The sequence below is a fragment of the Psychroserpens sp. SPM9 genome, assembly GCF_025153525.1.
In the GTDB taxonomy this organism is placed as follows: Bacteria; Bacteroidota; Bacteroidia; order Flavobacteriales; family Flavobacteriaceae; genus Psychroserpens.
Map to the genome: position 1 here is coordinate 76,873 of NZ_JANZNR010000002.1, position 11,698 is coordinate 88,570.

General features: G+C 35.6%; 9 protein-coding genes. All 9 read right to left on the reverse strand.

Features of this window, described 5'->3' with window-relative positions:
* Window positions 1–67: 67 nt before the first annotated feature.
* Window positions 68–520: a hypothetical protein gene (locus tag N4270_RS04230; protein WP_260095651.1), complete on the reverse strand. Its 453-nt coding sequence runs from the start codon at window positions 518–520 to the stop codon at window positions 68–70.
* A gap of 81 nt (window positions 521–601) precedes the next feature.
* A complete protein-coding gene (locus tag N4270_RS04235) occupies window positions 602–1,102 on the reverse strand; it encodes a hypothetical protein (protein ID WP_260095652.1) in 501 nt (166 codons plus the stop codon).
* 239 nt (window positions 1,103–1,341) lie between these two features.
* Window positions 1,342–3,132 carry a cbb3-type cytochrome c oxidase subunit I gene (locus N4270_RS04240; protein WP_260095654.1) on the reverse strand — a complete coding sequence of 597 codons (1,791 nt, stop codon included), beginning with the start codon at window positions 3,130–3,132 and terminating at the stop codon, window positions 1,342–1,344.
* 25 nt (window positions 3,133–3,157) lie between these two features.
* A complete protein-coding gene (locus N4270_RS04245) occupies window positions 3,158–4,219 on the reverse strand; it encodes a cytochrome c oxidase subunit II (RefSeq protein WP_260095655.1) in 1,062 nt (353 codons plus the stop codon).
* 27 nt (window positions 4,220–4,246) lie between these two features.
* Window positions 4,247–5,608, reverse strand: coding sequence for a quinol:cytochrome C oxidoreductase (locus N4270_RS04250; RefSeq protein WP_260095656.1), 1,362 nt, complete (start codon window positions 5,606–5,608; stop codon window positions 4,247–4,249).
* Between the two features lie 49 nt (window positions 5,609–5,657).
* On the reverse strand, window positions 5,658–6,218 hold the full coding sequence (locus N4270_RS04255; protein ID WP_260095658.1) for a cytochrome c: 561 nt from the start codon (window positions 6,216–6,218) through the stop codon (window positions 5,658–5,660).
* A gap of 9 nt (window positions 6,219–6,227) precedes the next feature.
* Window positions 6,228–6,758, reverse strand: a complete 531-nt coding sequence (locus N4270_RS04260) for a DUF3341 domain-containing protein (protein ID WP_260095660.1) — start codon at window positions 6,756–6,758, stop codon at window positions 6,228–6,230.
* An 8-nt stretch (window positions 6,759–6,766) separates the two neighbouring features.
* On the reverse strand, window positions 6,767–8,497 hold the full coding sequence (nrfD, locus tag N4270_RS04265; RefSeq protein WP_260095661.1) for an NrfD/PsrC family molybdoenzyme membrane anchor subunit: 1,731 nt from the start codon (window positions 8,495–8,497) through the stop codon (window positions 6,767–6,769).
* Window positions 8,498–8,531: 34 nt separating this feature from the next.
* Window positions 8,532–11,687, reverse strand: coding sequence for a TAT-variant-translocated molybdopterin oxidoreductase (locus N4270_RS04270; protein ID WP_260095662.1), 3,156 nt, complete (start codon window positions 11,685–11,687; stop codon window positions 8,532–8,534).
* Between the last annotated feature and the right edge of the window lie 11 nt (window positions 11,688–11,698).

Here is an 11,698-nt window from a genome sequence, read left to right on the forward strand (position 1 = left end):
AAAAAAACAGGAAAGTTCACTTTTGTTAAACTGCAAATCTATTTAGTTCAAATTTAATAATAAGAATTTACATTATAGTCATTTTTTGTATTGAACCATCTTCATCTACAATAAATGATAATCCTTTTGAACCAACCCAGTTTTGTAAGTTATTAGATGGTTTCTCTAAAATTGAAAACTCTGCATCTTCAGAAGGAACAATTGGTATAAAATAATCCTCTGATAACCTCAAAAATCTATTGGTTAATCTCATATACTGTTCATTTTTATAATAATCGTCACAACTATTGAAATGAATAGTAAAGCGTTCCTTGAAACCATAAATAGCTACAAACTGTTTTTTTAAATTATACTTGTCTGCATTTGAGTTCATACTTGCTGCTTCAAAATATTCAATTATGTATTCAGAATGTTTATTATCTAACTCATAAATTATGCGGTCATCATTACTATTTCTATGGTCTGTATGACATGAAAATAGAACCATCAAAATCATTAAAGAATATAGGTGTTTCGACATATATCAAATATAACTAAAAAGCCTTTCGCGTTAGATGAAAGGCTTACTAAAAAAATTTTAAAATATATGGATATTTAACTCCTATTCAAATCCTGTCGTAGATCGTTTACAGTCATTGGTTGGTCCTCCAGGAAGGCTTTGGTAACGCGTGCATTTAGTACAATAATCCCCATCTGGCAAACACCCACAACAACTCGCACAAGCTGTTGATGTACATACAGTATTACCAGTTCTATACTCATTATCAGAATTTTTTATCAATGCGATAGTAGATACTTGCATATCCTTACCATAAAAACGCAAATAATTCTTGCTATGAATAGTAATTACTTTACAATATTGTGGCTCTATTTCCAAATCAGCAATAGCTATATACTTTCGAAAAGATGCCATAATTTTTTCATCACTGACATCAAGTTTAACTTTTCCATCCTTTTCATATCCTATTTTACTGTTAGTTAGTCTTTTGAAACTTAGTTCTTCTTTAACTGATGATTCTGTGGAAATACGACTATCATCTTCTTTTCCACAAGAAAATAACAAGAAGACCATAACCGCTAATAAACTAAATGTACTTTTCATAATAATCTGATTCTTAGATATTTATAAAATTATAAAAAAAACCGATATAAACTAATTTCCACATATTAATTTTATAATTCGTCTTCTGTGAGATCTGGAATCTTTTGTCGCATTAGAATCAGATTCTTCTTCCTAACATTTACTATCAGGAGTCAGAATGACAAAGCAGTCAAAACAAATATAAACAAAAAGCCTTTCGATAGTTACGAAAGGCTTTTTCAATATTTTATATATAAATCTTAATGCTGTAATTCTTCTTCACCATCGTATAATGGCACATTCTGAGGCACGAAATCGTCTTCATGACCAGGTTTACTGTAATCGTAAGCCCATCTGTGAACATGAGGAATCTCACCTTCCCAGTTGCCATGGATATGCTTGATTGGAGCCGTCCATTCTAAAGTATTAGAACGCCATGGGTTTTGAGTTGTTTTCTTTCCGTAGAAAATCGAATAGAAGAAATTCCATAAGAATACCAATTGGAAAATCCCACCAACAATTGCAAACATTGTAATCACAACATTCGCATTAGCAGTATCATCAAATAATGGGAAATTAGAGTTTGTATAATAACGTCTTGGTAATCCTGCCATTCCAATAAAGTGCATTGGGAAAAAGACACCATAAGCACAAATTGCAGTTACCCAGAAGTGTAAATAGCCTAGGTTTTTGTTTAACATACGACCGTACATTTTTGGGAACCAATGGTAAATACCTGCAAACATTCCGTAAAGTGCAGAAATCCCCATTACTAAGTGGAAATGCGCCACAACAAAATAGGTATCATGAACATTGATATCTAAGGCACTATCACCTAAAATAATACCCGTTAAACCACCTGTGATGAATGTAGATACTAAACCGATAGAGAATAGCATTGCTGGATTCATCTGGAGATTACCTTTCCAGAGCGTGGTAATATAGTTGAATGCTTTTACTGCGGAAGGAATCGCAATTAATAAGGTTGTAAAAGTAAATACAGAACCTAAGAATGGATTCATACCAGAGATAAACATATGGTGACCCCAAACGATGGTTGATAAGAAGGCAATCGCAAGGATTGACATCACCATCGCACGATAACCGAAAATTGGTTTACGGGAGTTTGTAGCTATAATTTCGGAAGTAATTCCTAATGCTGGCAATAAAACGATATATACTTCAGGGTGACCTAAGAACCAAAATAAGTGCTCAAAAAGTACTGGAGAACCACCTTGGTAATGTAAAACTTCACCTTGTATAAATATATCAGATAAGAAGAAGGACGTCCCAAAACTTCTATCCATGATTAATAATAAAGCTGCCGATAATAATACAGGGAACGATACAATACCGATAATAGCGGTTACAAAGAAAGCCCATATAGTTAAAGGTAGTCTTGTCATAGACATTCCTTTTGTACGTAAGTTAATTACAGTTACAACATAGTTAAGCGACCCTAACAATGATGATGCAATGAATATAGCCATCGATACTAACCACAAGGTCATACCTGCACCAGAACCACCTTGTGCCATTGGTAAGGCACTTAATGGCGGATAAATTGTCCATCCTGCTGCCGCTGGTCCAGCCTCAACAAATAATGAAATAACCATGATAACACTTGAAAGGAAAAACAACCAGTACGATACCATGTTTAAGAAACCAGAAGCCATATCTCGTGCTCCAATTTGCAACGGAATAAGTAAGTTACTAAAGGTACCACTCAATCCAGCTGTTAATACAAAGAATACCATGATGGTACCATGAATGGTGACTAATGCTAAATAAATATCGGCATCCATAACACCACCTGGCGCCCATTTCCCTAATAATGCTTCAAAAAGAACATTAGGCTCTTCTGGCCATGCGATTTGCATACGGAACATAATGGACATCAAAACTCCAATAACACCCATAATGGTACCTGTGATAAGGTACTGCTTAGCAATCATTTTATGATCTTGACTAAATATGTATTTAGTTACAAAAGTCTCTTTATGATGATGTCCGTGATCGTCGTGTGCGTGAGTATCTGCGTGTGCTGACATAATCTATTTTCTTTTTTAAATCTTTTTAGTTAGTTAAAGAATTCTTGAATAATTTTTGCTCCTTAATCCAAGCATCATATTCTTCTTGAGTTTCTACAATAATCTTCATCTGCATATTGTAGTGTGACTTACCACAAATTTTGTTACAAAGCAGCAAATAGTCAAACTCATAGGTTACTTCTTGTCCTCTAGCCTCAATATCTGCTCTGTTTTCTGCTCTCAATGCATTGATATTAGCCACTTTTTCTACAATATCAGGATTCTGACGCATTTCGGCAGTCGTTACTGTTGGTGTAAACCCAAATTGCGTAATCATACCAGGAACACAGTTCATTTGTGCTCTAAAGTGAGGCATATAAGCTGAGTGTAATACATCTTGAGAACGCATTTTAAATAATACTGGTCGGCCAACAGGTAAGTGTAATTCTGTAGTAATGATATCATCTTGTGCATAAGGGTCAGACTCATCTAAACCTAATATGTTAGCACGATCAATATCGATTAATCTTACGTTAGCCATACCTAAAACATTATCGTCACCTGCATATCTCGCTTTCCAGTTAAACTGTTGCGCGTATAATTCGACAACTAAAGTATCTTCCGTTTCTTCTACATTCATAATACTCGTCCAAGTAAATAATCCGTAGATTATTAAACCCGCTAACACCACAACAGGAATTAGAGTCCAAATAGCCTCTAAGGTATTGTTATCAGCATAAAATAATGCTTTACGTCCTTTTTCACCTTTGTATTTAAATGCAAAATAGTGTAATAAAAACTGTGTTATCGTTTGTACTATAAAAATAAGTACCATGGAGATAATCATTAAATTATCTAAACCTGGTCCATGTTCTGAAGCTGAATTAGACATTAAAGGTAAGTCTCCTAAATACCAAAAACTCGCAATTGTAATGGCATAGATGAAGACTAAGAATCCCATCATTAAATAACCATTAATTTTATTGTCTTTATCTGTAGCTACTTGACTATTAGATGACCCTACTTGAGCCAGATCAAATATTTTGACCATTTGCCAAATTGCAACTCCTATGAAAAGTACTATTATAATTGTTAAAAAAGCAGTCATTGTCGTTTCTGTTCTTTATATATTTTATTAATAATGGAAATGTTCACTCTCTTTAATAAACGGATTTCGTTTTGCCAGTAATGGTGCTTTTGTTAAAGCTGTAAAAACAATAAACAAGAATAATCCTGCAAAGAGACAAATGGAACCTATTTCTGGGATTCCGATAAACCATCTATCTCCAACTGTAGCTGGCATAATCATGTTGAAAACATCAATATAGTGTCCGCAAAGAATCACAATACCAGCCATAACTACAAACCAAGGAATTCGTTTGTAATCACTATTCATTAATACTAATAATGGGAATACAAAATTCATCACAACCATACCTAAAAATGGTAATTGGTAGTCTTGGAATCGCGTCACAAAATAAGTAACTTCTTCTGGAATATTTGAATACCAGATCAACATAAATTGAGAGAACCATAAATAGGTCCAGAAAATACTGATACCAAACATGAATTTTGCTAAATCATGTAAATGACTATCATTTACAAATGGTAAGTGTCCTCTTGATTTAAGATACATGGTTATCATTGCAATAACAGTAATACCACTTACGAACATTGAAGCAAATACATACCATCCAAATAATGTAGAGAACCAGTGAGGATCAACACTCATAATCCAATCCCATGACATCATAGATTCGGTATAGATATAAAATACTAAGAATCCTGCAGCGATACGGAATGACTTTTTAAAGTTTCTGTTATCGGTAGCATTATCTTGTGCAATAGAAAATTTTCGTGCAAAGTGTCTGTATAATGACCATCCTGCTATAAAGACCAAACCTCTAATAATAAATCCAGTCATATTTAAGAATCCTGATTTACCATCAACTAAAGCATCATATTTATCGCTATCAGGATTGGTTAAATCTGGGTCCATCCAGATAAAGATATTGTTATGTCCTATGTAATGAGAAGCAACAGCAATCCCTAAAACTATCAATGCACCTGGTAAAACGTAAGCTGTGATTGCCTCCATAACTCTAAATAATACAGGAGACCAACCTGCCTGAGAAGCAAATTGTACAGCATAAAATGCTAACACACCTAGAGCAATCATAAAGAAGAAAAACGCTGCTACATATAATGCAGACCAAGGTCTGTTTTCTAGTTGGTGTTGTACGTGCTTTGCATGTTTATCATCATGATGCTCTTTAGCATCTGCATGAGAACCTTCTCCATGAGATTCTTCAGCATGAGATGTTCCATGATCATTGGCAACAGTATGTGCATCGGTTGTTGTTTCATGACCACCTCCATGATGTCCAGCTTCTTCAAGAGCAATCATCTTTTTCACATCGTCTAAAGATTTATGAGATGTTGCAAATCCATATCCTACACCTATTAATCCGAGGATTATTAGGATAATAGAAGCCATTTTTAATCGATTTGAAATTTTATATTCCATTATATAATCTTTATCTATCTTATTTTTCTAAGTCTGCTTTTAACTTTAATACATAATCAACAACTTGCCAACGCTCTTCTTCATTCAATTGATTTGCATAAGAACCCATGGCATTTTTTCCGTAGTAAATAGTATGGTAAATACTACCTGCTGTAATAGCGCGACCTGCATCATCATAACTAGGGATTCCTAGTATTTTTTCATTTTTAACTAAAGTTCCTTGACCATCACCTTTTCTTCCGTGGCAGATTCCACAGTAAATATCATATAATTGTCCGCCTCTATTAGAATCAATTTGCGTAGAATCTAACGGACTCGTTAATGTTGTTTTAGCTAAGTCATAACCTTCAGTCGTGTTTTCAATTTCAAAAGGCATGTGACCACCTCTAGGAATTGTTCCTTCTGCTGGTATTTGAGCTTCCATACCACCTTCAAAAACATCAGCTTGCTGGTAAGTTTCGTAAGGTACGGGCTCATACATATTAGGCATGAATTGGTAATTAGGTCTAGTGTCCTTTTTACAGGCCACAACACTTGCAAATACCATTAATACTATTGCTATTTTAATTAAGCTTTTCATAGTTATCGTTTAGTGCGCTTTATCAATTAAATTAATCTCTACGGCTCCTGTTTCCTTTAACAAATCTGTCAATTCGTTTTCATTGTTATGAACAGCAATTTCCATTAAAAAATGGTCATCGGTAGTTCTTGGGTCTGGATTTTCAGCTTTTTTAAATGGCCACATTCTACTTCTTAAATAAAACGTGATCACCATTAAGTGTGCTGCAAAAAATACAGTTAACTCAAACATAATTGGTACAAAAGCGGGCATATTTTCGATGTAGCTAAAACTTGGCTTACCACCAATGTTTTGAGGCCAATCTTCAATCATAATGAAATTCATCATAACGATTGCCACTGTTAAACCAACACAACCATACATAAATGAGGCTATGGCTATTCTTGTAGGCGCTAATCCCATCGCTTTGTCTAGTCCGTGAACTGGAAAAGGCGTATAAATTTCTTCAATATGATGTCTTTCTGCCTTCACTTTTTTGACAGCATTCATTAAGACGTCATCATCTGTATAAATAGCGTGAATTACTTTTGAAGCTTCCATGTACTATTTTAGTTTATTAATTTTTTAGCTTGTCCAGACCAATCATCACGTTCGGCTCTTCCAGGGAAAGAACCTGTGATATCATCTAACAAATCGTATTCTCTTTTTGTCATTTTACTTACTTGAGCGTAAGTAAATATTCCTATACTATTAAGAACTTCTTCCATCTTTGGCCCAATACCATTGATTACTTTTAAATCGTCAGCAGTTTGTAAAGCAGGATCAAAAGTACCAACTCCTTTAAGCAGATTTTCCAATTTATCTGATTTATCCTGAGTTGGTTGTTTTGAAGTTGTTTTCGCTTCAATTTTTAAGTTAGAGGTTCTTTCATCAGCACCAGTTCCTACTAAGCTATCACCTCGTTCTCTAATTTTCTTATAGCGTTCACCTGATGATTTCAAGATTGTTTTTACTTCAGCTTGTGCAATCACAGGGAAAGTTCTCGCATATAATAGGAAGAGTACAAAGAAAAATCCAATAGTTCCGATAAAGATTCCAATATCAACAAAGGTTGGCTGAAACATTGTCCAAGATGATGGTAAGTAATCTCTGTGTAATGAGGTTACGATAATTACGAAACGCTCAAACCACATTCCTACGTTTACTACAATGGAGATAAAGAATGAGAACATGATACTTGTTCTTAACTTTTTAAACCACATAAACTGAGGCGAGAATACGTTACAAGACATCATCATCCAGTAAGCCCAAGCGTAAGGACCTGTTGCTCTGTTTAAGAAGGCGTATTGTTCGTATTCAACACCAGAATACCAAGCAATGAATAACTCTGTGATATAAGCCACACCAACAATAGAACCTGTAATCATAATGACTATGTTCATTAATTCAATATGTTGTACGGTGATATAATCTTCCAGACTACATACCTTTCTCATAATTATAAGAAGTGTATTTACCATGGCAAACCCAGAGAAAATCGCACCAGCAACGAAGTATGGTGGAAATATCGTGGTATGCCAACCAGGAATTACTGAGGTCGCGAAATCAAAAGATACAATGGTGTGTACCGAAAGTACTAATGGTGTTGCTAAACCTGCAAGAACCAATGATACTTCTTCAAAACGTTGCCAGTCTTTAGCACGTCCAGACCACCCGAAACTCAATAAAGAATATATTTTCTTTTGGAATGGTTTTACTGCGCGATCACGAATCATCGCAAAATCTGGTAATAAACCTGTCCACCAGAATACAAGTGACACCGATAAATAGGTAGAAATTGCAAATACATCCCAAAGTAGTGGAGAGTTGAAGTTTACCCATAAGGACCCAAATTGGTTTGGAATAGGTAATACCCAATATCCTAGCCATGGACGACCCATGTGAATGATTGGGAATAACCCAGCTTGAACTACTGAGAAAATTGTCATCGCTTCAGCAGAACGGTTAATTGCCATTCTCCATTTTTGACGGAATAGTAATAGTACTGCAGAAATTAATGTTCCTGCGTGACCAATACCAACCCACCAAACGAAGTTAGTAATATCCCAAGCCCATCCAACGGTCTTATTTAATCCCCAGGTTCCAATACCTGTAGAAATTGTATAGATAATACACCCGATTCCCCAAAGGAATGCGACCAGTGAAATTGAAAATACAATCCACCAAGCTTTGTTTGCTTTTCCTTCAACAGGTGCAGCCACATCTACTGATACATCGTGATATGATTTTTCTCCTGTAACTAAGGGTCTTCTAATAGGTGCTTCGTAATGAGACGCCATAATCTATTATAATTGTTTCTTAATTAATTCTTTTTTATGCTTCTGTTGTATTTCTCACTTTCGTCTGGTACTGCACATTAGGTTTGGTACCAACACTTTCTAATAAGTGATACATACGATCATCTTCTTTAAGTTTTGCAACTTTAGAGCTTTTATCATTAATGTCTCCAAATACCATAGCGCCACTGCTACAAGCTGCAGAACATGCGGTTTGGAATTCACCATCTTTGATTTCTCTTCCGTCACGTTTAGCGTCAAGAATAGTTTTTTGTGTCATTTGAATACACATAGAACATTTTTCCATCACACCACGAGAACGAACTGTAACATCTGGATTTAATACCATACGTCCTAAATCGTCATTCATATGGTAATCAAACTCATCATTTTGAGCGTATAAGAACCAGTTGAAACGACGTACTTTATACGGACAGTTATTAGCACAGTAACGGGTACCAACACAACGGTTGTATGCCATATGGTTTTGACCTTGACGACCATGTGATGTAGCAGCCACAGGGCAAACAGTTTCACAAGGTGCATGGTTACAATGCTGACACATTACTGGTTGGAAAGCTACTTGTGGGTTATCAGCTGGATTTTCTAATTCTCCAAATCCGCCTAATGACCCTTTATCTCCCCAAAGTCCAGAAAATTCATCTTTTTTCTTATCATCTTCAGCGAATGTATCTTCTGAAGAATAATATCTATCAATACGTAACCAGTGCATATCACGACTACGTCTAATTTCTTCTTTACCTACGACTGGTACATTATTTTCTGCATGACAGGCAATAACACATGCACCACAACCTGTACACGAATTTAAATCGATAGATAAGTTAAAGTGATGTCCTATTGAACGATCAAACTCATCCCATAAATCTACATTAGGATCGGTAACAGGAGTTTCCTCATGGTTTAATGACACCATAGGAATTCTATTCCATCCATGTTTATGATCTTGGCTATCGTAAGTATTAAATATTTCTAAAGTCGTTTCTTTAATAATATCACCACGTCCCATCAATGTATTTTGCAACTGAACACATGCAAATTCATGCACACCTGAAGCTTTTTTGATCGATACGCTTTGTGCTGTATTGAAATTCTGGTATAATGGATAAGCATTAACACCAGTCATCATTTCTTCTTTTAAACCTGCTGTTCTACCATAACCTAAAGATAATCCAATAGATCCTTTAGCTTGTCCAGGCTGAATAATTACAGGTACATTTTTTACAGTAACACCATTAACCGTTACATCGGCATAACTACCATTTAATGCTCCAGTAGCAACATGCTCATTCATCAAATTATTTGACTTTGCATCTGCTGCTGAAATGGTTAAATAGTTATCCCAAGATGTTCTTGTGATTGGATCAGGAAATTCCTGTAACCAAGGGTTATTAGCTTGCTGACCGTCACCCATACCAACTTTGGTATACAATGACAGCTCCATACCTTCAGACTTAGCAGAAGCAACTAAAGCTCTAGCTGCTGCTCCAGCAGAAATAGCTGTTACTGATGTGTTTAATACAGTTTCTAATTCCCCTTCAGCATCAACAACATCGTCGGCAGTATTAGTCGTTTCAGTTGCAATACTTCCAATATAAACACCATCTTGAAGTGCTTTGTTAAAAGATGAACCTGTTAAAATACTACTTCCCCAAGCATCCTTAATGTACTCACGGTAACTCATAGTGCTACCTGTCCATTTTAATAAAGCTTGTTGAAATTGACGTGTATCAAACAACGGACGAATCGTCGGTTGCATTAAACTGTAATGTCCTTTTTTAAGCTCGACATCACCCCAAGACTCTAAATAATGAGGTGCTGCTGCTGTATATTGTGAAACTTTTGCTGTTTCATCTGCTTTCATCGAAAACGCAATTGACAATTCCGTTTTTTCTAAACCTTCAGCAAAATCTGCAGCATTAGGTAAGGTATACATTGGATTCACACCACTCATGATGATTCCGCCAACGCGACCTGCTTTCATATCAGCTACTAATTTAGCTACAGAAGCATTATTACCTTGTCTAGTTAGTATTGGTGTAGAAGGATCAAATGCTTTACTATTGAGGTGTTCATTAATTGCTAATGCTACTAGTTGAGCATTGACATCTTGAATCCCTGTAACTAAAACACCGTTACGTCCTGCTTTATCTAATTCGGAAGCTGCTTTTTGAACAGCTGCATTAATATGTTCTGGTAAATCTGTAGAAACAGAACCACCAACAATCATACTATATAATTTTGCTAGTGCTTGTTTTTGCTGACTTGGTGTTAAAGGCACACGCTTGTCTGCATTCGCACCAGATAATGACATATTTGATTCAAACTGAATGTGGCGTGACATTTTTCCGTTCTTCGGAACACGACCTTGGGCGTATCCAGCATCAAATCCGCCACCTTGCCAATCGCCTAAGAAATCTGCGCCAACAGAAACAATAGTCATCGCTTTAGAGAAATCATAACTCGCTAATCCGCGTGTTTTGTATCGCGCTTCAAAAGCATCTAAAGCAGGTGATTCTGAAACAGCATCATAAACAACATGACGTACATTGCCATACTTAGATTTGAATTCTGAAATCAATTTTGATGTTGACGGACTAGCATAGGTTTGTGTTAGTAACACAATCTCTTTTCCAGCATTCATCAAGTCTGTTAATTTCTGATTCGTTTCCGTATCAAAAGTTCCCCATGAAATCGTTTGATCGCCTTTCATCGGACCTTTAACTCTTAAACTATCGTATAATCCTAAGACAGAAGCGTTAACTCTTGCATTAGCACCATTATGTGTTTTTGCTAAGTTGTTGTTTTCTATTTTAATTGGACGACCTTCACGTGTTTTTACTAAAACACTTGCAAAATCAAATCCATCAGCAATTGTAGTTGCATAATAATTAGCAACACCAGGAATAATAGATTCTGGTTGAACTACATAAGGAATTGATTTAATGACTGGCCCTTCACAAGCTGCTAATGATGCAGCAGCAGTACTAAAACCAACATACTTTAAAAAGTCACGACGCGTTGTAGAAGAAGATTCTAATGTTTTCTTATCGCCTAAGAATTCATCAGTAGGAATCTCTTCAACAAATTCATTTTGTTTTAGCGTCTCAACAATAGAGCTATTTTCGTTTAGCTCTTCAACACTTTTCCAGTATTTCTTGTTTGATGACATATTATATAATT